Here is a 24,469-nt window from a genome sequence, read left to right as displayed (position 1 = left end):
TGCAACAATACAGGAGACGTTATGCAGGAATTAATTGCTCAGGTTGAAGAGTTAGGGATTGAAATTAATCACACCACCTCTTTAGTGATTATCTTTGGTATTATTTTTCTCACCGCCATCATTGTTCATTTTATTTTGCACAAACTGGTGCTGCGCGCATTCGAGAAACGCGCGCAGGCCAGTAGCCATTTATGGCTGCAAATTATTACCCAGAATAAATTATTTCACCGTCTGGCCTTTACCCTGCAGGGGATAATCGTCAACGTTCAGGCGGTACTGTGGCTGCAAAAAGGCAGCGAAGCGGCGGAAATACTCACCACCTGCGCGAAGCTGTGGGTGATGGTGTATGCCCTGCTCTCCTTCTTCTCGCTGCTGGACGTGATATTTAATCTGTCGCAAAAGATGGCGACCGCCTCGCAGCTGCCGCTGAAGGGGATCTTCCAGGGCATCAAGCTGGTGAGCGCTATCCTGGTGGGGATATTGATTATCTCCCTGCTGATCGGCCAGTCCCCGGCGATTCTGATCAGCGGTCTGGGTGCGATGGCCGCCGTCCTGATGCTGGTGTTTAAAGACCCCATACTCGGCCTTGTGGCGGGTATTCAGCTTTCCGCCAACGACATGCTCAAGCTCGGCGACTGGCTGGAGATGCCGAAGTACGGCGCTAATGGTACAGTGACGGACATCGGCCTGACGACCGTTAAAGTACGCAACTTCGATAACACCATCACCACCATTCCGACGTGGGCGCTGGTCTCCGACGCCTTTATCAACTGGAGTGGGATGTCCGCCTCCGGCGGGCGACGCATCAAGCGCAGCCTGAATATCGATACCACCAGCATTCATTTTCTCGACGAGCAGGAGCAGCAGAAGCTGATTCAGGCAAAACTGCTGAAGCCTTATCTGGCCGCGCGCCATGAGGAAATTAGCCTGTGGAATCAGCAGAACGGCGAAGGGGAATCGGTATTAAACCTGCGCAAGATGACCAATATCGGCACCTTCCGCGCCTACCTGAATGAATATCTGCGTAACCATCCGCGTATTCGTAAAGATATGACGCTGATGGTGCGTCAGCTGGCGCCGGATGCCAACGGGCTGCCGATTGAAATATATGCCTTTACCAATACGGTAATCTGGGCGGAATACGAAGATATTCAGGCCGATATCTTCGACCATATTTTCGCGGTAGTGGATGAGTTTGGCCTGCGTATTCACCAGTCGCCGACCGGGAACGATATTCGCTCCCTGGCAGGCGTTATTGCCAGATAATCAGGTGCTGGCGCGGGAAATAAAGCGCCAGTCCATCATCACCCTTTCCGTGGGCGCATCCGGGTTGTCGATTTTGTTTAAGAGAAGATTGACCGCCTTGCGCCCGATATCCCGCGACGGCTGTTCGATGGTAGTGAGTGAAATCATGTCCGCCAGCTCCGTACCGTCAAAGCCGACCACGGCAATATCCTCTGGCACCCGCAGACCTGCCTGCTGAATGGCGCGCAGCGCGCCTGCCGCCAGCGTATCGGAAACGGCAAATACTGCATCCGGCGGATTATCTTTTAACAGGTTTTGCATCGCCGCCATGCCCGCCCCGGAGCTGAGATCGCTGGCATACTCCACCGCCTGATAGTCCAGATCCCGCAGGTGGATCACGCTCTTGTAGCCGCGTTCGCGCAGGCGGGCATACTTGTAGCTGAGATCGTGGTTGATCATCGCGATACGCTTGCGGCCGCCGTCGGCCAGCTGGCTGACGGCATGCTGTGAAGCGTCCACATCATTGATGCCGACGCAGGAGACCGCGCCCGCATCGGCGTATTCGGCGCACTGCACCCACGGCGCAGAACCAATCAGCGCGGCAAGTTCCGGCAGCTTCGAGAAGGCGTCCATGGTGATAATGCCGTCGACGATTTTGCCTGAAAGCAGGCTCAAGCCCGAGCGGGAGCGCTCGATGTCCGAGCCGGAGTTGCACAGCAGAATGCGGTAGCCGTTTTTCTCCGCCTCGGCTTCGATGCCCTTCACCACTTCGGCGCAGAACGGGTTGGCGATGTTGGACACCATCACCAGGATCATATAGCTGCGGGCGGTGCGCAGCTGACGGGCGAGCAGGTTTGGCTGGTAGTTGCTCTCCTGAATCGCCTGCAGAACGCGCTCGCGGTTTTTCGCCTTCACGGTGTCGCTGTTATTCAGCACGCGGGAGACCGTCGCCACGGAAACCCCGGCCAGCTGAGCGATTTTCTGAATTGACATAGCGACGATACATCCTGCGGTTAGCGTTTTGTGCAGGCTACCATAAATTTGTTGCCCGGCGAACCGGGCAATGCGTCAGCATTCCACGCGCACCCAGCGCTGCTGCTGATGGCTTTTCACAATGGCATCAATGATATACATCACGTTTGCGCCATCGTGAAAGGTCGCAAACTGCGGCGTCTCCGGCATTGCGCCCGCCTGCACGGCGCGGTAGAACTGCGCCATCATATTTTTGAAGGCATCCGGCCAGCCTTCAATATGCCCGCCAGGGAAATGGGCGCTGTCGGCCACGTCAGGGTTCATCAGCCCCGGATCGTCGGTGAGCGTCTGGTTGGCCTGCGCGCGATGGCCGATCCACAGCTGCTGCGGGATCTCCTGATCCCATGCCACCGACCGCTCGCTGCCGTTGATCTCAAAGGTCAGACGGTTTTTTCGCCCGGCGCTTACCTGCGAGACGCTAAAGCTGCCTTTGCTGCCGTCGTCAAAGCGGAACAGCACCGAGCCAAAGTCTTCGGTCGTGACTGGTTTGTCTTCATACTCCGCCTGTTCGTCATGGGAGAAGGTTTGATTCCCGCCCTTGCTGGCCCTGCGCGTCGGCCAGACGATGGATAAATCAGCCATCACCTCGGTAATGCGCCGCCCGGTGACGAACTGCACCGTGTCGCACCAGTGGGAGCCGATATCCGCCACCGCGCGCGATGCGCCGCCGAGCGCGGCATCCACCCGCCAGTTGTAGTCGGTTTCCAGCAGCATCCAGTCCTGTAGGTAGCTGCCGTGTGAGGCAAAAATCCGCCCGAGGCTGCCCGCGCGCAGCATGCTCGCCGCCTGACGCACCATCGCAAACTGGCGATAGACGAAGCTCACGCCATGCACCACGCCCGCCTGCTCCGCCAGCGCCACCAGCTCGCGCGCCTCCTCAGGCGTCATGCACAACGGCTTTTCAGAAAACACGTGTTTGCCCGCGCGCAGGATCTGGCGGTTAATCTGTGCGTGCAGGTGGTTCGGCGTGCAGTTGTGCACCACGTGCAAATCAGGGTGCGCGAGCAGCTCCTCAACGCTGCCGTACGCGTGCGGTACGTTTAGCAGGCGCGCCTTTTCCTGCGCCTTAACGAGCGAGCCGTCGCACAGCGCGACCACCTGAACAAACCCGAGGCGCCTGAGCGCCTCGATATGTGCCGGGCCAATAAACCCGCTGCCGACGATCCCGACGTTAATCATGACTGCCCCCTGCGGCGAAATCGTCAAACGCCCGTCCGGAAACGGGAATGATATGGCGGCGAATAAATTCGCTGCCTTCACTCGCCCCGGTATCGCCATCCTTCAGGCAGCACTCCCACTCCAGCACCGCCCAGCCGTCGTAGTCGTACTGGGTCAGCTTGCTGAAAATGCCCTTAAAGTCGATCTGCCCGTCACCGGGCGAACGGAAGCGACCGGCGCGGTTGATCCACGGCTGGTAGCCGCCGTACACGCCGCTGCGTCCGCTGGGGCGAAACTCGGCATCCTTCACGTGGAACGCTTTAATACGCGCATGGAAGATGTCGATAAAGGCCAGATAGTCCATCTGCTGGAGCAGCATATGGCTCGGATCAAAGAGGATGTTGCAGCGCGGATGGTTATCCACGAGCGCCAGAAAACGCTCGAAGGTCACGCCGTCGTGCAGATCTTCCCCGGGATGTAGCTCAAAGCAGACGTCCACCCCCTGCTCGCCAAAGGTATCCAGTATTGGCCGCCAGCGGGTTGCCAGCTCCTCGAACGCTTCCTGAAAACGCTGCTCGTTATGCGGCGGCCACGGATAGAAAAACGGCCACGCCAGCGAGCCGGAGAAGGTGGCGTGCGCTTTCAGACCTAATCTTGCCGAGGCGACCGCCGCCTGCTTCAGCTTCTCCGTGGCCCACGCCCGACGCGCAGCATCGTTACCGCGCACTGATGCGGGCGCGAAGTGGTCAAACGCGTCGCTGTAAGCGGGGTTCACCGCCACGAGCTGCCCTTCCAGATGGGTCGACAGCTCGCTGATCGCCAGCCCGTGCGCAGCCAGCTTTGCGGTGATGTCGTCGCAGTAGGCCTGGCTCTCTGCGGCTTTCTCGACGTCAAAGATGTGCGGATGGTTGCAGGGGATCTGCACCGCCTTATAACCTTTACCTGCCGCCCATTCAGCCAGCCCGTCGAGCGAATTAAACGGCGCTTCTGTGCCAATAAACTGCGACAGAAAAATGCCGGGTCCTTTCATCGTCCTCATACCACCTCCTGAACGTTACGCCTTGTCATCGTCATACTTAAACGTGAGAAGGAAAATCAGCGCGATCGCCGCGGCCGCCACCGCCGGGATCCACCAGAATGTCACCCACGCCTGCGGCACGGTCTGCCCTGCCACCAGGCGGTTATAGAGCGCGCCGGAAATCTGCGAGCCGAGGAGCATGCCGATGCCGTAGGTGAACATCACGATCATGCTCTGGGCCTGGCCTTTGACCTTTTCGCCTGCCACCCGGTCGGTGTAGATAAAGCCGACGACAAAGAAGAAATCGTAGCAGACGCCGTGGAGCAGAATGCCGAGATACAGCAGAATGCGCCCCTCCTCGCCGACGCCCAGCGCGAACATGGCGTAGCGCACAAACCACGCCAGCATGCCGATCAGCAGCATGACCTTCACCCCCAGGCGGCGGAATAGCAGCGGAATGACCAGCATGAAGAAGATCTCGGACATCTGCCCGAAGGACATGGCGGTGCTGACGTCGGCAATTCCTGCATCCGCCAGATACGAGGCGGTGTAGGCGTAATAGGTGCCGAGCGGGACGGAGATCAGCATCGCGCAGACGGAGAAGACGAAAAAGTGGCGGGTTTTGAGCAACGCAAAGGCATCCGCGCAGAAGAGATCGCGCACCTTCACCGGCAGGCCTTTCGCGGGCGCAGGCGTGTGCGGCAGCGTCAGGCTGTAAAGCGCCAGCAGCACGGAGCTGGCCGCCGCTACCTGAAAAATGGTAACGCTGGACGCCACGCCGGTGACGCCGATGAAAATGCCCGCCACGATCCAGCCGATGGTGCCGAACACGCGCACCACCGGGAAGGTTTTATCCACGTTCGCCAGGCTATGGAACGCGATGTTGTTGGTCAGCGCCAGCGTCGGCATGTAGCAGAGCGTGTAGCCAAACAGCAGGCCAATCAGCAGCGCGCCGTTCTCGGCAATCAGCGCCCCCGGCACGAACCAGAGGATCGCCGCGCCCGCGAGGTGCATCACCGCCATCACCTTCTGCGAGGCGAAGAAGCGGTCCACCAGCATCCCGAGTACGAACGGCGAGAGAATGGAGGCGATGGGCCCGGCGGAGAACGCATCGCCAATCAGCAGAGACATGTTGTGCTGGGTCATCACCAGGCCAAGCGTGACCGACCAGCTACCCCAGATAAAAAATTGCAGAAACATCATCAGCGACAGCCGCGGCACCAGTAGCCGGTGCTGTGTTATCGCCTTTTCACTACTTTCAGTTGACACCATGATAAGCCTCACCCGGAAAAAGTAATCGATTACAAAATCACTCAAATGAAAAGTAATCGATTACAAATAAAAGATCCTGTGGATCGAAACAGAATTGGGAGGGGAGTCACGATAAAGGTGAAGGGGAGGTGCCGGGTGACGGCTGCGCCTTACCCGACCTGCGAAATAATAACGGCCCCGAACATGTAGGCCCGGTAAGCGCAGCGCCACCGGGCGTGAAGGCGGGTGCGGTCTGGTGCCCTCACCTCGGCCCTCTCCCACATAAAAAAATGTCAAAATAATTGAAAAAAAGCGTGGTAATTCAAGTTAAAAGACATTGATTTTATTGATTTTTTATCCGTAGCTTGAGTTAGCCTTGCTTATTACCGCATAGTTTAAGAAACAGTTTATTTTGCACTAGTTTATGAGCTTGAACTGCGAATATGTATGCGCTCATTATGCAAAGGATATGAATAAAGCAAATAAACTTTACTGCTAAAGCTCTTGATAGCCTTCCCCCAAAAGCCGCCGCTTACATAGCTTATCAAGCAAGCGGCGAGCGCGGGACGGGTCGTGTGGATGTACGTGTTTACCCTTCTGGACGCAAGACTTTCGTGTACCCTCATTTTGTGGGCAAAGCAGCAAAATTTCAGACACTGGGTGACTACCCGGCTATGTCAATCAGTAGCGCTGTTGAGAAGTTCGAAAGCCTTTCTTCATGTCAGGACGTTATCAAAGTCTCTTCAAAATACGGGACGCTTGCTGATCTCTTCGAAGCGCATAAAACAGATCCTATTGCTTCAGGCAAACGTAGCTATCATCACTATGAAACCCTGCGATCTGTGATTTCTGACAGCGGAATGCTACCGGAGACCATTATTGCAAAGAAAATCACAACAAATGATATACGCGCGATCCTAAATTACGTTCATAAACGCACTCAAAAGCGTCCCTGGGTAAACCAGATTCGTTCTTACATGCACACTCTCTTTTCATGGGGAGTGAAGTGCGGCAAATTACATTTACTGGATTAACCGAACGTTATGTTTGATATTCCCTTCAATCCGGTTTCTGCTATACCAGTGCTCGAAGTTTCAGAAGATGAATCATATATCGGTGAAATATTCCTTAGCTTTGATGATCTTTCTTTGTTGCTTAAACAAACACAGGTTGATTTCTTTAATCCCGATATTACTGTTCTCATACAGTTAATTTTTTCTGTGGAGGCCAGCGCCCGTATGAGATTATGGCTTTACCGAAGAAATATTACGACAAAACAAACATGGTTTTATCTATTCCACCTTCATTTTACAAAACAAAAAATGGTATCATTTTATCCTTTGTGATACGGCAATTAAGTTACTAGATATAATGATTTCACGTTATCCAGAACATGAGTATATTTTCCCCAATCATAACCATGAAAAGAAATTAACTAACCTGGAGAGGAAAGTAACTCTTGGAAAACAGGGTAAGTTTTCAAACGGATATACAATGTTTATGTCCAGTGACTTGCTGTTAGATAACATTAAGCGATACTGTATGAATAATAATATTGATGAATTCAGTCCCCCGCGATTTTAGAAGGACGTTCAAAACTTTGGCCGGGCAAATTAAAATTACAAAAGAGATTCGTGATAGAATACAGCATCATGCTTTACATGACGTATCATCAGTCCATTATGATAGATATGATTATAGTGAAGAAAAGTTGGAAGCTCTTGTGAAATGGGAATATAAGCTAAAATAGATAATGAACAACAATTAATTAAGCATTACATTCATCAGGTTAATTATTTCAAGCCACCTATTTATCCGGGCAATATAAAGGTGGCTTTTTTTATATACATCCTGGAATTGAGATCGTGATCACTATAAGCAATGCGTTATGTATAAGATGATCAATGTATCGAATCCAAGGGGTATACTATGTATTACAGTGAAGATATTATAAACAAAATAGGAACCGACAAAGAATTAGCCGTGAGATTAGATAAGGCTATGGCTGGTGTGAAAGATGGTTTTATCGAATATGTAAATAATCTCGGTGATGGTGCAACAAGAGCACTTTATTACACTTCCTGCTTTACAGAAAATTATAAAGATGTTTGTAAACAGCTTGGAAATGAGGATAAGCGTTTTTTACTAGGTTTGTATGAACTTGTTAAGCATAGAAATATAATTTTTAGGATGATATTAATTTATGTGCAAACGTTGCTTAAAAGTAAAAATGAAAGTGAAAAAGACATTATTCTTAGAAAAGTTGTGCCGCCTACAACACACTATTCAGTTATGCAAGCTTCAAGGTTTGCACTAGTCTATTCAGTTGTTAAATACATTTGCTACGGGAGTAAAATCAATGGAGTTATACAAAGTGCAATGATGAAAAAAATTGGAGGCCTTACATCAGGGGGATTAATAGCATTAAGTACATACGGTACGGTTCAACATGCTGCTGATAGTGCACACAATTTAAAATATTTTCTGCCACTGTTCTATAATGCTCTTTACTCGGAAAACCTTGAAATGATGTACTTTCTAATAGAGCCAGTAGTTTTAGATGTTGGTTATTTAAATATAAGCACAGCATCTAATGCTGATATAATTAATGCATTAAAACGAATGGCTGGCCTATGAAAAAGATATTAAAAGAAATATTTAGGCTTATCTTTGATGATTTAACCCTCCAATTGAAAACGTACTTAACTATTTTAGTTATAATTTTATTATCATATATACCTGTAAAGTATATTGATAATCCTGCTATTACAACTTCCGTAGTCGGGATTATAATTGTTATTGTCCTATATTTTTCATTTTTTTATGAGAGAAAAAAATAAATGTCTATACCAGCACATATTTGGCTTACCGATGAAAATGATTCACCTTTAATCGGTGAATGTTTAATGCCTACACGATTGGGTTCCACAGAACTCAAATCTTTCAATCATTCTATATGGATTCCCACAGATCATAACACTGGAAAACTTACAGGAACACGTCTACATGTCCCGATTAATTTTGAAAAAGAAATTGACCGACTCACCCCCTACTTATTCAGAGGAGTATGCCAGGGTAGAATATTTAAGTCAGCCCTGATTAAAATGTACAAGATTAATGAGGCAGGAATAGAGGTAGAATATTTTAATATAATATTGGAAAATGTAAAGATAACAAGGATTTCTCCAGTAATATTTCCACTTGGTGTAGCAGGTAAACATATGGAAGAAGTTGAGATTCGCTATGAATCTATCGAATGGAAATATTGTGATGGGAATATAATGTTTAAAGATTCATGGAATGAACGGGCTATAGCATAAAATAAGGGACTCATTAGAGTCCCTTTTCTTATTTACTTCAGTGCGCCGTATATCTGATCAACTATCCAGCCGTATGTGGCTGCGGATAATCATCCACTTACAAATACATTAGGATTTTTTGTGGGGTCAGCTACCGGGGAATGCGGTCTATTGCCAAGAATAACGATAGCCATATGATTTACAGGATCGATAGCCGTTAGCGTTCCTGTCCATCCTGTGTGCCCATACGTTTCTTTGCTGGCTAAGACATCGAATGTCGGTGTCGTGGATGCATTTGGCACAGGCAACAAGGAGCATGAACAGATTATTGAACAGGCCACCGCCTTTTTGATGGCAAACAGCATCAGCCGCTTTATTCCCGTTGATTTTGACGAACTGAGCCAGCTTAACGTTCACAGCCTTGCCGGATATAAGGACAAGGGCGCCAGACCGTGGAGCCTGTAACGTTCTACGTGCTCCCCGCGCCGTTTAAGGATGAACTGGCGAACGGGTTTGACGTGAACCAGGCCGCCCGTGTGCTGTATGAAGCCGGGATGCTCAAAATGCCCGCCAGCGGCAGAAGCTGGCAGAGCCGTACGCCCCGCATCCAGCATATGAACAACCGACAGCTACAGGCCTATGCCGTGCTGCTGGTGGATGACAGCAAGCCAGAATAGCGCATTCACATTAGCAGCCCCGTTTTTATGTTGGTTCAGAGAAGAGATAAAATAAATAATTCCTTATTATTAATTATTTATCTTTTTTATTGAGACAACACTGAGACAACATCAGGTGTTTTTGAGACAACAAAGGGCTATTCTGAACCAACATAAAAATCTGTTTTCCGTTTTCCGTTTATCTGTTTCTGGCTGGCTTTTTTTTTAAGCAACAAGGTCCCCCACACCGCAGCTGTCTCAGAAATGTTAACGTGTTGTCTCAAAACCGGGCTGTGTTGTCTCAGAAAGTTCCCGTAACAGGCTGATTTAAAATGCAAAGATGCTTTTTGAGACAACTGAGACAACCCTTTGAGAGGGCCTATAGAGGAAAAAATCCGGTTGCCTGATATCGGGTCAGAAAAGATACCTTTTCGCGACCAGTGGGAGAGGGGCGGGTTAATCTCTGCGTCTGCGGATGATAAGGCCGGGAGTGCCCCACCCGGATACCGTGGCGCATCAGCCACAGCTCCAGCGCCGTCCAGGTGCCGGTGGTGTCGCCCCACGGTGAGCCGTTGTCCATCGTCATCCTGTCCGGCAGGCCGTAGCGTTCAAACACGCTGACCAGCTGCTGCTGCACGGTCTCGCGCCGTTCATCGTTACAGTGTGCCAGGCACAGGGAAAAACGGGAGTGGTCATCCAGCAGGGTGAGCGGATGGCAGCGGCCACCGCCAAAGGGAAAGTGGCCCTTAAAATCCATCTGCCAGAGCCGGTTCGGCGCGTCGTGTTCGAACCGTCCCGTGGCGGGAATGCCCGGTGAAGTGCCCGGCAGCAGGCCGTGACGGGCCATCAGGTTATGAACGGTGCTGAAGGCGGGCATACGGTGCCCCTGGTCTTCAAGCCAGCGCTTAATCTTGCGGGCGCCCCAGCGTTGATGACGGTCATGCGCCATGCGCAGCAGGGCCGTGATGTCGTCAGATGAGCGGTTCGGGGAATGATGAGGTGCGCGGGAGCGGTCCTGAAGACCGGAGGCACCTTCCTCAGCCCAGCGCTGAAGCCACTTGTAGCCGGTGGCAGGAGAAATGCCGAACTGACGGCAGAGGAAACGGATGTTCGCCCCGTCCTGCGAGGCGAACAGTACAAACTCGGTACGTAATGACATGGTATCTCTCGCATCCCAGGGCATAAGCGACTCCATAAACGGGTTCTTATGCCTCAGTTGTAAGTGTCTACCATGTCCCCGAATAAGTGTTCACTATGTCCCCGGACCGTACACCCTCTAAGGGAGAGGGGGTCGTCCGTGCTGGCATTATTTACTGGGGATCCCTCAGCACACAGGGAGAGGGAGAAAACCGCGCTACTTTTTGCGTGAGAGCTTAAACGCGATAAACAGGAACACCACCCATACCGGCAGCAGCATTGCTGAAAGCCGCATCTCATCCATGGTGCACATCAGCACCAGAATCAGCGCCAGGAACGCGATACAGAGGTAGTTCCCCGCCGGATAGAGCAGCGCTTTGAACTGTGTCTCACGTCCCTTACGGCGCATCGCCGCGCGGAAACGCAGGTGCGCCAGGCAGATCATGATCCAGTTCAGCAGCAGCGTGGCGACAACCAGCGCCATCAGCAGGCCGAAGGCCTGTTTCGGCAGCAGGTAGTTGATTAGCACTACCAGAGACGTAATCGCGCCGGAAAGGAACAGCGAATTGACCGGCACGCCGCGGCGGCTGACGCGGGTGAGGAACTTCGGTGCGTTGCCCTGTACGGAGAGGCCAAACAGCATACGACTGTTGGAGTAGACCCCGCTGTTGTACACCGACAAAGAGGCCACCAGAATGACAAAGTTCAGTGCCGAAGCCACCACGTTGCTGTTGAGATCGTGGAAAATCATCACGAACGGGCTGCTGTCGGACTTCACTTCCACCCACGGGTAAAGCGCCAGCAGCACCACCAGCGAGCCGATATAGAACAGCAGAATACGGTACACCACCTGGTTGACCGCTTTCGGAATGCTTTTGTGCGGGTCGCGCGCTTCGGCCGCGGTAATGCCAATCAGCTCCAGACCGCCAAAGGAGAACATAATCACCGCCAACGAGAGGATAAGCCCTTTCCAGCCAGTCGCCAGGAAGCCGCCGTACTGCCACAGGTTGTCGATAGTGGCCCGCTCGCCGCCCTGGCCGGAGAACAGCAGCCACAGGCCAAAGCCGATCATGCCGATAATCGCCAGCACCTTAATCAGCGCAAACCAGAACTCGGTTTCACCGTACAGGCGCACGTTGACGAGGTTAACGGCGTTAATGATGATGAAGAAGGCCGCCGCCCAGATCCACGTGGGCACGTCCGGCAGCCAGTACTGCATGTAGATGCCTGCAGCGGTCAGCTCCGCCATCCCCACCAGCACGAACATCACCCAGTAGTTCCAGCCGGAGAGGAAGCCTGCGAACGGGCCCCAGTATTTATAGGCAAAGTGCGCGAAGGAGCCTGACACCGGCTCTTCAACGACCATCTCGCCGAGCTGGCGCATGATCAGGAAGGCGATAATCCCGGCGATAGCGTAACCCAGCAGAACCGCCGGGCCGGCCATCTGAATGGCGGGGCCGATGCCGAGAAACAGCCCGGTACCGATTGCGCCGCCGAGGGCAATTAACTGAATATGTCGATTTTGCAAACCACGTTGCAGCGTCGGATTCTGATCCGACGAGGCTTCAGCGCGACCATGGCCTGAAGCGGATGACGCGTCTTTCACGCCCTACCCCTGTCTCTTTTTTAGAAGGGGCACGTTTTAACACTTCATGCTGGTGGTAGCAAGCTTAACGCCGGGCCAGCGCGTGCGCCCGGCGGATAAACGTCACGACCCGATAATTCCGCCGTCCGCTTTCACGATCACCACCGTGGACGATCGCGGGCGTCCGTTCGGGCTGGCGTCCGGCCAGTTAGAGACGGCGCGAGGATTGGCCGGGTCGGTAATATCATCCCCGCCCTCCCCTGGGTGCTGAATGTTGATAAACAGCGTGCGGTTGTCCGGCGTAAACGCAATGCCGGTGATCTCACACCCGCGCGGCCCGGTCAGGAAACGGCGATACTCGTTGGTGCCCGGAATGGTCGCCACCATCTGGTTATTGCCCATCCCCTCGTACGCTTTCTTATTGATGGTGCTGGAGGAGACGTCGGTCTGGATCCACAGGACGCCCTGATGATCGAAAGAGAGTCCGTCCGGACTGCCGAATGCCGCGCCCTGCATGGAGCCTTTGGCCTTCGGATCGTCGCCGTCGGTGCGTCCGGCCATGACCAGAATATCCCACTTAAAGCGTGCGGCAGCAGGGTCCGCGCCGTCTTCGTGCCAGTGCATGATATGCCCAAACACGTTGTTGGCGCGCGGGTTGGCGGCATCCACCGGCGCTTTCCCCTCTTTCCCGCGATCGCTGTTGTTGGTGAGCGTACAGTAGACGCTGCCGCTGGCGTGCGGATCGACGGCTATCCATTCGGGGCGATCCATTTTGGTCGCCCCCACCGCGTCGGCCGCCAGGCGAGTTTTAATCAGCAGATCGCCCTGGCTTTCAAACCCTTTACTCTTATCCAGGCCATTTTGCCCGAAGATCAGCGGCAGCCAGTCTCCGCTCCCGTCCTCGTTGAACCTGGCGACGTACAGCGTGCCGGAGGTCAGCAGCTGCATATTGGCTTCACGGTTCGCGGGATCGTATTTTTTGTCCGAGACAAACTTATAGATGTACTCAAACTTCTGATCGTCCCCCATGTAGACCACCACGCGGTTATCGGCGGCGAGCGTGACGGCTGCCCCCTCATGCTTGAAGCGACCGAGCGCGGTGTGCTTGCGCGGTGTGGAGGTGGGGTTGTAGGGATCGATCTCCACGACCCAGCCGAAACGGTTGGGTTCGTTAGGAGTTTTATCGACGCTGAACCGCTCGTCCACCTCGTTCCAGCGGTAGGATTCATCGCTGTCGCTGATGCCGTAGCGTTTTTCCAGCGGATTGAGATCGGCTTTTTTGACAAAAATATCCGACCAGTTTTCCTCGCAGGTGAGATAGGTGCCCCACGGCGTGTGGCCGTTGGCGCAGTTTTGCATGGTGCCCAGCACGCGCTCCCCCTGCGGGTCGGCGGCGGTTTTCATTAAGTCCTGATGCCGCGCCGGGCCGGTAAGCTGCATCGGCGTATTGACGGTGATGCGGCGGGCATATGAAGACGGGCGTACCACCTGCCAGTCGCTGCCCGCTTTTTTCACTTCCACCACCGAGACGCCCATCGCGTTCTGCCCCTTGCGGGCCTTGTCGAGGCTCCAGTTCGCCGTACCGTCGGTAAACAGCATCCCGTTGTCGATGTATTCATGGTTCATCGCCAGCAGGCCATGCTCCGGGTTTTGCTCTCCCTGCGGCAGGCTAAACCACGCCATGCCGTCGTGGTGCATGCCCGCCTGCACGGCCTGTTCGTCCGTGGTGTTGCTGGCGTCCGGCTTAAAGGCCGGCATGTTGTTTTTGATCCCCGTCGGGTCACCCCAGCGATAGAACGGGCGGGCAATATAGCCTTCCGGCACCCTGACCGTATCTTCGGTGGAGACGTCGATGCTGGTAAAGCCCAGGGAAACCGCTTTTGCCAGCGCGGAAGGCTTCGATACCGCGGCAATGGCGTTCTCAGGTTTGATCAGAAACGGGAATGATACGGCGGCCCCCGCAACGGCCCCCATCTGGAGAAAACGGCGGCGGGAGAGAAACACCTCTGCCACCTCGGAGAATACCGGGTTTGCGCTGCGGTTAGCGATGTCGTCGCGATGTTCTTTTTTAAAAACGGATTTGAGGGGTCTGCCCATAGCGGCTTCCTGTCATTGGCCAAGAGGTAAAAGAGTTGGCGACCAGTGTAAGAAGCTTTTATTACAATTTTATAACACGATGACGGAAGGATGGGGGCATCCGTGCCCCGGATAACGAGTTGGAACGCTTAGAACTCGTAGCCCACCGAGACCTTAAAGGTTCGCGGTTCGCCCTGAGTGATGTAGGTACCGGAATCGTCCACGCTGGCCCAGTAGTTCTCATTGGTCACGTTGTCGATGCCCGCGCGCACGGTCATCTGGTTTGCGTTGTGGTTCACCGCGAAGCGATAGCGCATGCCCAGATCCAGCGTGGTGTAGCTATCCAGCTTTTTGTTGTTCGCGAGATCGGCATACTGCGTGCCGGAGTGGTTCACGCGCGCGGTCGCTGTCAGGCCGTCAACCGGCTTGATGTCGTACTCCGCGCCCAGCACGGCGTAGAAGTTCGGAATACCGATCGCATCGTTGCCCTGGTTCACGCCGTTTTTGGTTTTGGTTAGCTCCGCCTGCAGCCAGGTGGCGCTGGCGTTCAGACGCATCCCGAGCATCGGCTCGCCGAAGACGTTCAGCTCCACTCCACGGTTACGCTGCTCCGCATCCAGGCCGTAGTGATTGTTAGCATCGAGGATCGCCGAGGGCATTTTAATCTCAAACAGCGCCAGAGAACCGCCCACGCGCCCGAAGTCCGCCTTCACGCCCACTTCGTTCTGCTTAGAGTGAACGATGCCGGTGCTCTGGCCGTAGTTGGTGGCGGTGTTAGGTGCGGTTTTGCCCGGCTGCAGCGCTTCGGTGTGGTTGGCGTAGAGGGAAATTTCTTCCCACGGTTTGTAAACCACGCCGTAGGTTGGCATCCAGCGGCTGCCGTCGAAGCCGTCCGCGTCGTTCTCTGCGCCGGTAATTTTGTTATACCCGCGAACGACCACTTTCTGATGGCGCGCGCCTGCGGTGAACAGCAGCTTGTCATCAAGCACGCCCAGGGTATCGCTCAGCAGCCAGCCCTGGGTGCGGGTGCGCCCGCTGGTCAGCGGATCGCTGTATTTACCGCCGGAGCCGTTGAAGTTTGTGCTGTCCGGCATATCCACGCCGGTGTTGTGGTAGATGTTGGTGGTCGGGTTATCCTTCGCCGCCGACATTTTCCACGCGATTTTTTCGTTTTTGGTCATTGCGGAGTACCCGACGTTGACCTTGTGCGAGACGAAGCCGGTGTTGAAGTTGCCGCGAATGCCCGCCATCCCGCTGACGGAATCGCTGATGCGGTTGGTATCCAGACGGCTGACCGTTGCGTTACCGCTCTTGTCCACCAGCTTCGGCGCGCTGTAGATCCCCTCTTCGTGCGCGTGCTGCGCGCCGAGGCCGGTATAGGCCGTCCAGCTGTCGGTGATGTCGTACTCGCTGCGCCACATCCCGAACTCGTTTTCGATATCGCTGTAGGCCCACTTCTGCGAGAAGTTACGATCGTTCTTCGGTAGTTCAGGCACGAAGTCCACCGCCGAGATGTTGACGCTGGTCGGGCTGCCGTGGAAGGTTTTTTTCTGATAGCCCAGATCCAGCGAGGTGCGGAAGCGGTCGCCTTTGTAGTCCAGGCCGGTGGAGAGCAGCGTGGTGCGGCGGCGGTCGTTCGGTACGCCGGTTTCCCCTTCACGATGCACGAGGTTCACGCGCGCGCCGAACTGGTCGTTATCGCCAAAGCGACGCCCCGCATCCAGCGTGGTGCCAATCTGGGAATCCGAGGTGTAGTCCACGCCCACTTTCGCCTGCGGCGTTTCCCCGGCATGCTTTGGCTCAAGGTTAATCATCCCGCCCACGCCCGAGCTTGCCGCGCCGTTCATCAGGGAGTTGGCCCCTTTGAAGATCTCAATGCGGTCAACCATCTGGGCATCCACCACCTGACGCGGCAGCACGCCGGAGAGGCCACCGAAGGTCATGTCGTCGCCGTCAAACTTCAGGCCGCGAATGCGGAAGGTTTCCGCGCTGTTGCCGTAACCCTGCACAAACTGAACGCCCGCGTCGTTGGCGACCACGTCAGCAATGGTTTTCGCCTGCTGATCTTCCACCAGTTTTGAGGTGTAGCTGATGATATTGAACGGCACGTCCATGGCGTTCTGCTGCCCGAGCATCCCCATTCGCCCGCCGTTCGCCACCTGCCCGTCAAGGAAGGCCGGCACCAGCTGGTCGCCACCGGGTTTAAAGTCGCCGGCAGGTGCAGACTGCACAACGATGGTGTCTTCTTTTTTATCCTCTGCCGCCCAGGCGGAATGTGTAACCGCGCCAATGGCGAGCGCCAGCAGCGTTTTGTGCATTTTGGTGTTGTTCATCGTTAACTCGTTTGAAAGTGCGCGCAAAAATAGCCCGTGGACGGGCCTTAGAATATATTGGTTGCAATGCAAATGAGAACTATACGCATTATCTATGCTTTGGCAAGCGCAAATCTTTGCAGGATCCTGCTCAAGTTAATGCGTGATAAAAGGGGATGCTCACCTTGCGCTGAACCATTTAAGTGAACACGCACGGAAAATTGATACCATTTTGGCAAACATGACGCAAATACGACAGAAGGAGAAAATCAGGCTGGTTTGAAACTGGCGTAAATGCCTGTTTCTAAATGGCACGCCCTGTAGGATTCGAACCTACGACCTACGGCTTAGAAGGCCGTTGCTCTATCCAACTGAGCTAAGGGCGCACTGAGAAGAGTGAACTTCGCGGTGGTGAAACGCGAAGAATTATACGGTCAATGTCAGGTGAGTCAATGCCTTTTCCGTTTTCGGGGGCAATTACCGCTAGCCGATTGTAAATACGGCTATTTTCTCAACATTTCTCACTGTTTCATCGTAAAATTTAGCGCTGCGAAAAGGCTTAGTTGCATTTAAGTAACGCCTGCTGTTTTCCTGCTCGTCGGCTCGTCACACTAGAGCGAGGTTTCCCGGCCACCTGGAGGCTGACAGACAACAGGACAATGGAGTGACAGCGCAAAACCCGTTCGATACGCCCCCCCGGTTACAGTTTATTTCTCAGGACATCGTCGGCATCAAACTGGAGCCTGTCGTCGCCCTCACCTCTCAGCGTCAGGTTGGCGTGGAGGTGCTTAGCATTCTGTCCGAAACGCAGCACAGCGAGGATTTTTTCCGCCATCAGTCGGCAGGCTGGTCAATGACGCTGCTTGAAGCGCAGCTTGCCGCACTAAAAAAGACGCCGCACGGTAATAACCTTTTTATTAATCTGCCGATAACCGTTCTGACAGAGCCAGCGTCTTTTCAGCGGCTCATCAATCTGAAAAACACGCCGCTGAATATCGAGATTGTTGACCTCTCTGCCTTTCTGGCGTTCTCTGCCGCACAGAAGCAGCGCGTCATTCAAAACCTGTCGAAACTCCGGGAACAGGGGCACAGTATATGGCTGGATGACATCGACGAAACGGTCATTCAGCCGTTTTTATTTTGTCGATTACCGTTGAACGGCATCAAAATTGATAAGGGCGCATTCTGGCGTTTACGCGCTACACCCGCGCTGAGGCAGCTGGTTTCACGTTGCTTTCAGCTGGCCGGGAGCGTGCTCATCGAAGGTATTGAGACTGAACGCGATCGCACCTGGGCACTGCAGGCAGGCGCAGATCTCGGCCAGGGATATTACTGGCCGTCCTGGACATGGCCGGAGGATTAAAGAGCCATTTCCAGGAGGGAGACCATGCGAATGACAGTGCGCCGTTACCGGCGGCGGCGTACAGGAAGTGATGCACTGGGATTTACGCACTCACCTTTTGCTCCCCCCTTTTTCGACCGGCTCGAGTTTTTGAGCCAGTCCATCAGCCAGCCCCGAAAAACCGACGCTCCGTTTATCATTCTGGTCACGGAGGATCATTTTCTGCGCACCGGTTTTCTCAATGGACAGTTTCCCCTGAGCAGCTGTTGCGACTATATCTCGCTGGATGATGCGCTCGGCGCTCAGGCACAATGGCCTTCAGCGCGTCTGGTGGTGGATGTAGAAAGCCGTTCCACCGGGCTGATTGATCAACTGGATCAGTTAAGAAGGCATAGCCTGTATCCCCCCTTCCTGACGCCGTGGCTACTGGTCCGGGCAGATAATTATGATACCCGCCTCTTCTGCAAAGCGGCGGGGCCTTTTCACGTGCTGGAACGTCAGATGAACGCGGCAGGGCTTCAACACAGCCTGATGGATGCCCGCCCACCGCAGGGGTCCGATAAAGACTGGTTTTCCCGCAATGAATGGCCCATTTTGCAGGAGCTTGCCCGCGGTAAGACGCTGCGTCAGATTGCCCTTCTGCAGAATCGCCCCTATAGCCGCATTATCTATCGTCTCAGCTGCATCCTGCTTAAGCTGGGGCTGAGCCATCGCCAGGAATTGTTACACCTTCTTAATAACCTCTCTGACTGCACGTTTTAACTTACGCACTAACTTCTTATTTCCTAAAGCGCTTTAGGAATTTACTTACCACGCATGTTATGAAATGGTTAAATTTTAACAATGTATTCGATTTTATAACTATTCCTAATTTATGGTTCGGAACCATGTGAAATGTCACAGAATGAACCAAAGGCAGCACTTTCCTCCATCCGTTAAGTGAATGCAGAAGGCGTTAATAAGATGATAATGATGTAAAAACAAGCAGCTTCGCTTCACTCTCCAGGAGTGGAAAGCAAAGTGAATAGCATGTTCTCCTGCGCGATGATGGCGTGACGTTGATGCGCCTTAAGCACTTTCAGATGAAGGTTTGACACCTTGCGAGGGCACTTTTTCGCCTCTTTGACCCTGGGTCGCCCGCCGAATCGACGGTCTTTTTTATTAACAATTACGCAACATAAAGAGACATCTGTTATTTTTTGTTATTACATAAAGATGAAAAGATGCGGTAAATGGGATAACAGGATATTTCCGCTAAATTTAAAAACATAGCCATTAAGATCCAGAAGATAATACAAACCAATAAGCGGAGACTAATTTACAGGGTTTTCGGAAAAAACTTACTCTGTATAATAAGATGCGTACCAAATCTGAATAAGAAAAATCTTTTTGCCAACACCAGCCAAATGAGATGACCGCGCTGAGGCACTGTTCTTTTCATTACGTAAACAAGGATGCTTTCGCTCTTTCCAGGGAAATACTACGGTATAGGGATCTGCACTTTATATCCTTCCGGCATTTCGAGAGTTTTACAAAACTCTACATAACGCTTTTAACAATCTGAGGCATTAAAAATGAAACCGGCATCCGTTATCATTATGGACGAACATCCTATCGTCAGAATGTCGATAGAGGTCCTGCTACAGAAAAATAAAAATATCACAGTCAAGCTTAAGTCTGGCGATAGCCATGAAGTTCTTGACTGTATTCGTAATCATCCTATCGATTTGGTGATCCTTGACATCGAACTTACGGGCACAGATGCCTTCGCTTTGCTGAAGAGAATCAGAAACTTAAACAAAGACATCAAGATTCTGTTCCTCTCTTCTAAATCAGAGTTATTTTACGCGGGTCGTGCGATTCGCGCCGGGGCCAACGGCTTCGTCAGTAAACGAAAAGATTTGGGTGAGATCTACAACGCCGTAGAGATGATTCTGATGGGTTATTCTTTTTTCCCGTCGGAAACGCTGAATTTTATAAACCATATGGGTTCGGGAAAAGGGATGGCAGCGGATATGCCATTATCGAATCGCGAGGTCACGGTATTACGTTATCTGGCGAATGGATTATCCAATAAGGAGATTGCTGAACAGTTACTGTTGAGCAATAAGACCATCAGTGCGCACAAATCCAATATTTATTCCAAGCTTGGCGTACAAAGCATCGTGGAATTAATAGATTACGCCAAAGCGCACGAGCTGCTATAACCTGAATTCACTCCCTGCAGTTTATCCGAGCTGCAGGGAGTGCGGTCAGCGCTAATTATAATTAATCATGAAGGTAGCATCCGCATCAGCCCGTCCGGGCTGAGGGTTATCGGCCGTGGCAATATAATTGGCATAAAATGATAGGGTCGCATTCCCCTGTGCATCAACCGTGACCGGCTGGCTGGCCTGCTGAAGCGCCAGACGCGTTTTATCCGCATCCCTGATCTCGACGGCGACGTGGCTCGCTGTACTGGCATCATTCAGCGCCAGCAACCCGCTATTGCTCCCGTCTGCCTTACCCGAGAACGTAATGGACGCCGCCCCGGGCGGACAGCCGGTCAGCTTCAGCGTGAAGGGCATAGGCTGCGTGCGACTCCCCGTGGTGTTGAGCTGCTTCGTGGGCCAGGTGCCCAGCGTGACCGTTTTGTCGCTATCGTTACCCTCTGCCACGCAGGTAAAATCGACGATATTGCCGTAGAGCCGAATATTAATTTCGCCCAATGCGGTTTCCGCCTGAGCCTGGGTGCAAAGCGCAAAGAGCGCCACGGTGATAAAACGGATCCCGTTTCGCATGTCTGCTCCTTAGTCGTAATCCACACGCAAATATCCGCGCGAGGTAAAGCGTCCTTCCGCTGGCTTGTTGCCCGTCACGCTCACCGGCCAGACCCGGATCCCCACCTGCGCCTGCGCGCTGTCGTCCAGGCGGAACGGAATTTTGCTCGTCAGGTTGTTAGGCGTGAGCGGCGCACCGCTCTCGTTGGCAATGATAAACCCCACATCCGGGTTATCCGACACCACCACATTATTGGAGACCTTTTCAGCCTCGACGCGCATCGTCAGCATGGCGTTTGCCTCCACGTTGGTGCATTTAATCGCGATGGTTTTACTTTGCGATGAGACGCCCTCCGGCTTGTTACCCACGCCCGCCTTGCTGAACAGGGAGGCGCCAATGTCGCCGAAATCAAATTCAACCACATTGCCGGCGTTGATGGCGCAGCTCTGCGGCACCTGAATGGTTCCGCTGTAGCTGATGGTGTAGACCGGCGTGGTCAACGGATCGGAGGAGGTGGTGGTGACGTAAACGCGGAACATGGTGGCACGCGGGATCACCACCATATTAATAAAGCGTCGGGTCACCTTAAGACGGAAAATAAGGCTGGAATCCTGCACGCCAAACGGTTTGTTTTTTGAAACGTTCGGATGGCTCCCCATCTGGATATAGTTTTTGGGTGGATAAAACGCGCCAGCATAGCTGTCCGTGATCTTCATCGCCCCGTCCAGATAGTCGTTAAGCTTCAGATACTGATAGCCATCGCTGGTCCCGGTGATCGGGTAATCCGTCACGTAGCTGCGCTTGGTGGTATTCCCGACGGTGCCCTTCGGGCAGACGGCGTTTACCCCCACCCACTGCGATTTCTCGCTGAGGGTGACAACCTGCCCAACCTGGTTATTCGAGCTGTTGAATTTATCCGTCAGGTCGTAATGCACCTCCGTCGGCACGCCCTTTTCATTGACGCACACGGTGGCTAACGCGTTTGTCGCGGGCAGGAGTGCCAGAAGCGACAAGGCAAAGATATGGATTTTAATCACAGCGGATCCCCTTAAGTGTGATCGCCTGTTGCAGGCTCTTTTCAGGCAAGCTGTAAGGCGCACGGCACTGGGACTGCGCCCCGTTACCCCACTGGACCAGCAGTTCGCCTTCCAGCGGCAGCCCACTCAGGTAAATTTGCCCGTCATCCCCCACCATGCTGGTCACGCCGCTCTGGGTTTCGCGCACCACGGCGCCGAACGGCACCGGCTGGTTGCCGCGCGTTACCGTCAGCAGGGCGCGCACGCCAATGCGGGTATCAAAGCTGGCGCGGACCAGCGCGCCTTTGGTCGGCACCACGCTGCTCACGTTGTTTTCGATGTCGGTGTTGTTGCTCATGGTATTGGTATCCAGCGCCACGCGGTTGTAGCGGTAGACGGTGGCATACGGCATGACCGCGTAGCCTCGCCAGTCGGTCTTCACGCCGGTCTGGTTTTCCACGCTGACGCCTGATGCCCCCGGCGCCTTAATCAGCACGTTGGTATCGCCCAGCGGCTGGCTGAAGGTCACGCCGTCTGAATGGCCAACTACCCCACCGGAGAGCTGCCAGTTGAGATCGTGCTGATCGCGGGAATAGTTGTAGCCCACGCCCAGCGTGCCGTAGGTTGCCTGCCAGTTGGCGCTGGCGCTTCCGCTTGAGCCGTTGGTGCTGGCGTGTCCCTGGGTCACGCTGTAGTTCAGGTTGCGGTCCTCAAGCAGCGTGCCGCTGACGCCGGTTTGCCAGCTCGTGTCGCCATCGCTGTTTCGGCTGGCGGATGCGGTGGCATAGGCGCGATCGATCGCGCTGTCCCGGCGATAGCCCTGGCGGGTAAAGAGGCTAAACGGCACGGAGACGTTAAACGACGCGATCCGGTCGGTACCGTCGATCCCGACGGATTTGTTCCACGACCATGACAGGGAGTAGTTGATCCCCTTAACGCCCCCCGCGTAGCCCAGCTGATACCAGAGGTTCGTTTCGTCCGTCCCCCAGTAGGTTTGCTCACTCCCGGAGATATAGACCGAGCCGTAATCCCCCAGCGACTGGGAAATATTGAGCTGGAAGCGGCCTTTTTTATTCCACGTCAGGTTGTGATAGCTCTGCACGTCCGGCACATCGTTATCGTCCTGGCTATCGGCATACTGGTAGCCCTCCATTGAGCGCCAGGCCACGTCGTCCAGGGTGTAAAACCCCTTCGTTGAGTAGCGGTAGCCCAGCAGCTGGAAGTTGGTGCCAAACCCGTTCAGCGATTTTGCATACAGAAAACGCAGGGACTGACCTTCATGTTTGCTGTCGTCCGCGAGTTGGCTGCGGGCGTGGGTGATATCGACGGAAACTGCGCCCCAGTCACCGAGGTTTTTCCCGGCACCGACGGCCACTGCGGTATAGCGTGACGCCAGCTGGGTACCGCCATAGAGCGTAAAGCCGTTAGCAAGGCCGGTAATCAGGGTGCCCTGGGCGAAGAACGGTGTATCCTGGTCGCTGTTACCGCTGCGGTAATCCCCCGCCACGAGGTCATATTTCCAGCGCCCTTCACGCTGCAGGAGCGGCACGGTGGAGTACGGCACGGTGTAGCGCTGCTGGCTGCCGTCTTTCTCTTCCACCGTGACGTCAAGGTCACCGCTGGAGGAGGTCGGGTTAAGATCGGTAATGGCGAACGCGCCGGGCTGGACGTAGCTTTGATAGATAACGTAGCCGTTCTGGCGAACCACCACTTTGGCAGGCGTACGGGCAATACCGCGCACGGTCGGCGCGTAACCCTGCAGGCTGTCGGGGTACATGCTGTCAGACGAATAGAGCCGCCCGCCGCGAAAACCGACGCTGTCGAAAACGTCATTCCCGGTGTTGCTGTCGCCCAGCACCAGCTCACTTTTCAGTGGGATAACGGTGCGCTGCGCCCAGGTGCCAATATTCTGCCACTCGCTGCGCCGCTTCCCGTTATTTTGCGTGTAGCGCCATGCGCCGTTGTTGCGTAAACGCCAGGCGCCATAGTTCAGCCCGCTCTGCAGGTTCAGGTAATAGCTGTCGTCCTCGCTTCCCCGGTTGCCCGTAAAGCTGTAGTTCACCAGCGCGGCGGGAATGCCTTCATCCCACTGTTCAGGCGGAATATAGCCGCGCGCGCTGTTTTGCATTGCCACCTGCGGCAGGCTGACGTTCAGGCGCTGTGAAGCAAAGTTAAATACCGTTTCGCTGCCGGGAATGGCCGTGGTCAATGGAACGCACGTTTCACCCTGCACCTTCGCCAGCTCGGGAAATGCGGCAACGTTGACGCCAAAGCGATCGAGCATCGCGCGCGTAATGCACGGCGACAGGCCGCCCGCCACCGGCGGCGTGTTCTCGGCCTGTTCAAAACGCACGTCCTGGGTGCCGATAAACTCATCGTTACGCCAGATATCCACGCGATAGATGCCGGGTGCCTGCTGGTGCCCCTGTTCAAAACGCGACAAATCCGCCACGCTGGCGGTGTCGTCGGATAAGAAGGCCGGGTTGAAGTAGCTTTCGCTCCAGCCAGCCTGCGGCCAGAGCGCGGCCATCAGCGCCAGTGCAACCGGGCAGTAACGTCCCTGGTGGTTTTTCATCGCCCTG

20 protein-coding genes, 1 tRNA gene and 3 pseudogenes are annotated in these 24,469 nt (G+C 54.1%); 11 read left to right on the top strand and 13 right to left on the bottom strand.

All coding sequences use genetic code 11. The annotated features are described in order from the left end of the window. Positions 1-21 precede the first annotated feature (21 nt). A complete protein-coding gene (locus IM314_RS10290) occupies positions 22-1,266 on the top strand; it encodes a mechanosensitive ion channel family protein (protein ID WP_041911005.1) in 1,245 nt (414 codons plus the stop codon). Here IM314_RS10290 and IM314_RS10285 read toward each other — a convergent pair whose 3' ends face one another. The 4 genes from IM314_RS10285 to IM314_RS10270 all read right to left on the bottom strand — a co-directional run bounded on the left by IM314_RS10285 (position 1,267) and on the right by IM314_RS10270 (position 5,725). Then, positions 1,267-2,238: a LacI family DNA-binding transcriptional regulator gene (locus tag IM314_RS10285; protein WP_047362669.1), complete on the bottom strand. Its 972-nt coding sequence runs from the start codon at positions 2,236-2,238 to the stop codon at positions 1,267-1,269. Positions 2,239-2,313: 75 nt separating this feature from the next. Continuing rightward, complete coding sequence (locus IM314_RS10280) at positions 2,314-3,456, bottom strand: Gfo/Idh/MocA family protein (RefSeq protein ID WP_193359292.1); 1,143 nt, start codon at positions 3,454-3,456, stop codon at positions 2,314-2,316. Beyond that, positions 3,449-4,474: a sugar phosphate isomerase/epimerase gene (locus tag IM314_RS10275; RefSeq protein ID WP_193359293.1), complete on the bottom strand. Its 1,026-nt coding sequence runs from the start codon at positions 4,472-4,474 to the stop codon at positions 3,449-3,451. The genes IM314_RS10280 and IM314_RS10275 overlap by 8 nt, the downstream gene beginning before the upstream one ends. A gap of 15 nt (positions 4,475-4,489) precedes the next feature. Beyond that, entirely contained in the window at positions 4,490-5,725 is a 1,236-nt protein-coding gene (locus tag IM314_RS10270) for an MFS transporter (protein WP_193359294.1), read from the bottom strand. 554 nt (positions 5,726-6,279) lie between these two features. Between IM314_RS10270 and IM314_RS10265 the strand changes: the two genes are divergently transcribed. The 5 genes and pseudogenes from IM314_RS10265 to IM314_RS10250 all read left to right on the top strand — a co-directional run bounded on the left by IM314_RS10265 (position 6,280) and on the right by IM314_RS10250 (position 9,024). Continuing rightward, a complete protein-coding gene (locus IM314_RS10265) occupies positions 6,280-6,738 on the top strand; it encodes an Arm DNA-binding domain-containing protein (RefSeq protein WP_193359295.1) in 459 nt (152 codons plus the stop codon). A gap of 9 nt (positions 6,739-6,747) precedes the next feature. Further along, the gene (locus tag IM314_RS10260) at positions 6,748-7,050 is read left to right on the top strand and encodes a hypothetical protein (RefSeq protein WP_060573750.1); all 303 of its coding nucleotides are present in this window, start codon (positions 6,748-6,750) and stop codon (positions 7,048-7,050) included. 227 nt (positions 7,051-7,277) lie between these two features. After that, positions 7,278-7,454, top strand: a pseudogene (locus tag IM314_RS21980) (integrase); the annotation flags it as partial. 179 nt (positions 7,455-7,633) lie between these two features. Next, positions 7,634-8,341 (top strand): hypothetical protein, encoded by a 708-nt coding sequence (locus tag IM314_RS10255; protein ID WP_060573752.1) that lies wholly within the window; start codon positions 7,634-7,636, stop codon positions 8,339-8,341. A gap of 203 nt (positions 8,342-8,544) precedes the next feature. Further along, positions 8,545-9,024 (top strand): type VI secretion system tube protein TssD, encoded by a 480-nt coding sequence (locus IM314_RS10250; protein ID WP_193359296.1) that lies wholly within the window; start codon positions 8,545-8,547, stop codon positions 9,022-9,024. A gap of 89 nt (positions 9,025-9,113) precedes the next feature. On the opposite strand, the pseudogene IM314_RS10245 reads toward IM314_RS10250, so the two are convergent. Then, a pseudogene (locus IM314_RS10245) lies at positions 9,114-9,299 on the bottom strand (serine hydrolase); the annotation flags it as partial. On the opposite strand from IM314_RS10245, the gene IM314_RS10240 reads away from it, so the two are divergent. Both IM314_RS10240 and IM314_RS10235 read left to right on the top strand, forming a co-directional pair. Further along, on the top strand, positions 9,289-9,468 hold the full coding sequence (locus tag IM314_RS10240) for a hypothetical protein (protein ID WP_193359301.1): 180 nt from the start codon (positions 9,289-9,291) through the stop codon (positions 9,466-9,468). The pseudogene IM314_RS10245 and the gene IM314_RS10240 sit on opposite strands and share 11 nt — an antisense overlap. Beyond that, positions 9,456-9,680, top strand: a complete 225-nt coding sequence (locus IM314_RS10235) for a hypothetical protein (RefSeq protein WP_193359297.1) — start codon at positions 9,456-9,458, stop codon at positions 9,678-9,680. Before IM314_RS10240 ends, IM314_RS10235 begins: the two co-directional genes overlap by 13 nt. Before the next feature lie 442 nt (positions 9,681-10,122). On the opposite strand, the pseudogene IM314_RS10230 reads toward IM314_RS10235, so the two are convergent. From IM314_RS10230 to IM314_RS10205, 5 genes and pseudogenes are all read right to left on the bottom strand, one after another. Continuing rightward, positions 10,123-10,854 (bottom strand): annotated as a pseudogene (locus IM314_RS10230) (DDE-type integrase/transposase/recombinase); the annotation flags it as partial. A 159-nt stretch (positions 10,855-11,013) separates the two neighbouring features. Further along, the gene (pheP, locus tag IM314_RS10225; RefSeq protein ID WP_193359309.1) at positions 11,014-12,402 is read right to left on the bottom strand and encodes a phenylalanine transporter; all 1,389 of its coding nucleotides are present in this window, start codon (positions 12,400-12,402) and stop codon (positions 11,014-11,016) included. 102 nt (positions 12,403-12,504) lie between these two features. After that, complete coding sequence (locus tag IM314_RS10220; RefSeq protein WP_028012236.1) at positions 12,505-14,478, bottom strand: PhoX family phosphatase; 1,974 nt, start codon at positions 14,476-14,478, stop codon at positions 12,505-12,507. A gap of 128 nt (positions 14,479-14,606) precedes the next feature. Continuing rightward, the gene (locus IM314_RS10215) at positions 14,607-16,790 is read right to left on the bottom strand and encodes a TonB-dependent siderophore receptor (RefSeq protein ID WP_193359308.1); all 2,184 of its coding nucleotides are present in this window, start codon (positions 16,788-16,790) and stop codon (positions 14,607-14,609) included. Positions 16,791-17,078: 288 nt separating this feature from the next. Continuing rightward, a tRNA-Arg gene (locus IM314_RS10205) sits at positions 17,079-17,155 on the bottom strand. A 278-nt stretch (positions 17,156-17,433) separates the two neighbouring features. Here IM314_RS10205 and IM314_RS10200 point away from each other — a divergent pair. The 3 genes from IM314_RS10200 to fimZ all read left to right on the top strand — a co-directional run bounded on the left by IM314_RS10200 (position 17,434) and on the right by fimZ (position 20,318). Continuing rightward, on the top strand, positions 17,434-18,132 hold the full coding sequence (locus IM314_RS10200; protein ID WP_047362396.1) for an EAL domain-containing protein: 699 nt from the start codon (positions 17,434-17,436) through the stop codon (positions 18,130-18,132). Between the two features lie 24 nt (positions 18,133-18,156). Beyond that, positions 18,157-18,873 (top strand): response regulator transcription factor, encoded by a 717-nt coding sequence (locus IM314_RS10195; protein WP_041911031.1) that lies wholly within the window; start codon positions 18,157-18,159, stop codon positions 18,871-18,873. Positions 18,874-19,685: 812 nt separating this feature from the next. Next, the gene (gene fimZ / locus IM314_RS10190) at positions 19,686-20,318 is read left to right on the top strand and encodes a fimbria biosynthesis transcriptional regulator FimZ (RefSeq protein WP_028012232.1); all 633 of its coding nucleotides are present in this window, start codon (positions 19,686-19,688) and stop codon (positions 20,316-20,318) included. A 51-nt stretch (positions 20,319-20,369) separates the two neighbouring features. On the opposite strand, the gene sfmF is transcribed toward fimZ, so the two are convergent. Genes sfmF through IM314_RS10175 form a run of 3 tightly spaced genes read right to left on the bottom strand, consistent with a single transcriptional unit; the run spans position 20,370 to position 24,462 of the window. Beyond that, positions 20,370-20,891 carry a fimbria assembly protein gene (sfmF, locus tag IM314_RS10185; RefSeq protein WP_028012231.1) on the bottom strand — a complete coding sequence of 174 codons (522 nt, stop codon included), beginning with the start codon at positions 20,889-20,891 and terminating at the stop codon, positions 20,370-20,372. Positions 20,892-20,900: 9 nt separating this feature from the next. Continuing rightward, positions 20,901-21,908 (bottom strand): type 1 fimbria D-mannose specific adhesin FimH, encoded by a 1,008-nt coding sequence (gene fimH, locus IM314_RS10180; RefSeq protein WP_041911033.1) that lies wholly within the window; start codon positions 21,906-21,908, stop codon positions 20,901-20,903. Further along, entirely contained in the window at positions 21,901-24,462 is a 2,562-nt protein-coding gene (locus tag IM314_RS10175; protein ID WP_041911034.1) for a fimbrial biogenesis usher protein, read from the bottom strand. Before IM314_RS10175 ends, fimH begins: the two co-directional genes overlap by 8 nt. Between the last annotated feature and the right edge of the window lie 7 nt (positions 24,463-24,469).

Origin of the sequence: Enterobacter cloacae complex sp. P42RS (genome assembly GCF_014930595.1) — a bacterium.
Lineage (GTDB): Bacteria > Pseudomonadota > Gammaproteobacteria > Enterobacterales > Enterobacteriaceae > Enterobacter > Enterobacter bugandensis.
The sequence above is the reverse complement of the archived record's forward strand: the minus strand, read 5'-3'. Positions and strand labels throughout refer to the sequence as shown.

Coding starts and splice junctions, on each gene's coding strand:
- IM314_RS10290 (WP_041911005.1), top strand. CDS start 22: ATGCAGGAATTAATTGCTCAGGTTGAAGAGTTAGGGATTGAAATTAAT.
- IM314_RS10285 (WP_047362669.1), bottom strand. CDS start 2,238: ATGTCAATTCAGAAAATCGCTCAGCTGGCCGGGGTTTCCGTGGCGACG.
- IM314_RS10280 (WP_193359292.1), bottom strand. CDS start 3,456: ATGATTAACGTCGGGATCGTCGGCAGCGGGTTTATTGGCCCGGCACAT.
- IM314_RS10275 (WP_193359293.1), bottom strand. CDS start 4,474: ATGAGGACGATGAAAGGACCCGGCATTTTTCTGTCGCAGTTTATTGGC.
- IM314_RS10270 (WP_193359294.1), bottom strand. CDS start 5,725: ATGGTGTCAACTGAAAGTAGTGAAAAGGCGATAACACAGCACCGGCTA.
- IM314_RS10260 (WP_060573750.1), top strand. CDS start 6,748: ATGTTTGATATTCCCTTCAATCCGGTTTCTGCTATACCAGTGCTCGAA.
- IM314_RS10255 (WP_060573752.1), top strand. CDS start 7,634: ATGTATTACAGTGAAGATATTATAAACAAAATAGGAACCGACAAAGAA.
- IM314_RS10250 (WP_193359296.1), top strand. CDS start 8,545: ATGTCTATACCAGCACATATTTGGCTTACCGATGAAAATGATTCACCT.
- IM314_RS10220 (WP_028012236.1), bottom strand. CDS start 14,478: ATGGGCAGACCCCTCAAATCCGTTTTTAAAAAAGAACATCGCGACGAC.
- IM314_RS10215 (WP_193359308.1), bottom strand. CDS start 16,790: ATGAACAACACCAAAATGCACAAAACGCTGCTGGCGCTCGCCATTGGC.
- IM314_RS10195 (WP_041911031.1), top strand. CDS start 18,157: ATGCGAATGACAGTGCGCCGTTACCGGCGGCGGCGTACAGGAAGTGAT.
- fimZ (WP_028012232.1), top strand. CDS start 19,686: ATGAAACCGGCATCCGTTATCATTATGGACGAACATCCTATCGTCAGA.
- sfmF (WP_028012231.1), bottom strand. CDS start 20,891: ATGCGAAACGGGATCCGTTTTATCACCGTGGCGCTCTTTGCGCTTTGC.
- IM314_RS10175 (WP_041911034.1), bottom strand. CDS start 24,462: ATGAAAAACCACCAGGGACGTTACTGCCCGGTTGCACTGGCGCTGATG.